The sequence below is a fragment of the Pseudoalteromonas sp. CR1 genome (genome assembly GCF_019392235.1).
Taxonomy (GTDB): domain Bacteria; phylum Pseudomonadota; class Gammaproteobacteria; order Enterobacterales; family Alteromonadaceae; genus Pseudoalteromonas.
Genome location: NZ_JAHXRM010000111.1, coordinates 1 through 313, shown reverse-complemented (window position 1 = coordinate 313; position 313 = coordinate 1). Strand labels below are relative to the sequence as shown.

Below are 313 nucleotides of genomic sequence, written 5' to 3'. Positions count from 1 at the left end.
CGAGGGAGATCATCAGCGGCTTGCCGGCGTCCTGAATCCAGGCGGGCGTCAGCGCGTCTTCCTTGGTCAGCGAAGCACCTTGGAACAACGGCGCAACGACATAAGCGAGGACGAAGAAAATCAGGGTGATGGCGCCGAGGACGGCGAGGCCGCCGATCAACACGTACCAACGGGTCAGGCGATCTTTAAGCGCGCGAATACGGCGCTTGCGTTGCAGCTCAGGCGTATTGAAATCAATGCGCTTGGGGGGAGAAGTCGTCGTCATGGTGGAATTGGCCAGATCATTCATGCGCACACCCTAGCGATCCTGTAT

Annotated in this window: 1 protein-coding gene; it reads right to left on the bottom strand. The window is 58.8% G+C overall.

What is annotated here, in order from left to right; all coding sequences use genetic code 11:
* Window positions 1-289: hypothetical protein (locus KZZ04_RS18700; RefSeq protein WP_219423748.1), on the bottom strand; the 289-nt coding region annotated here is incomplete at its 3' end.
* Between the last annotated feature and the right edge of the window lie 24 nt (window positions 290-313).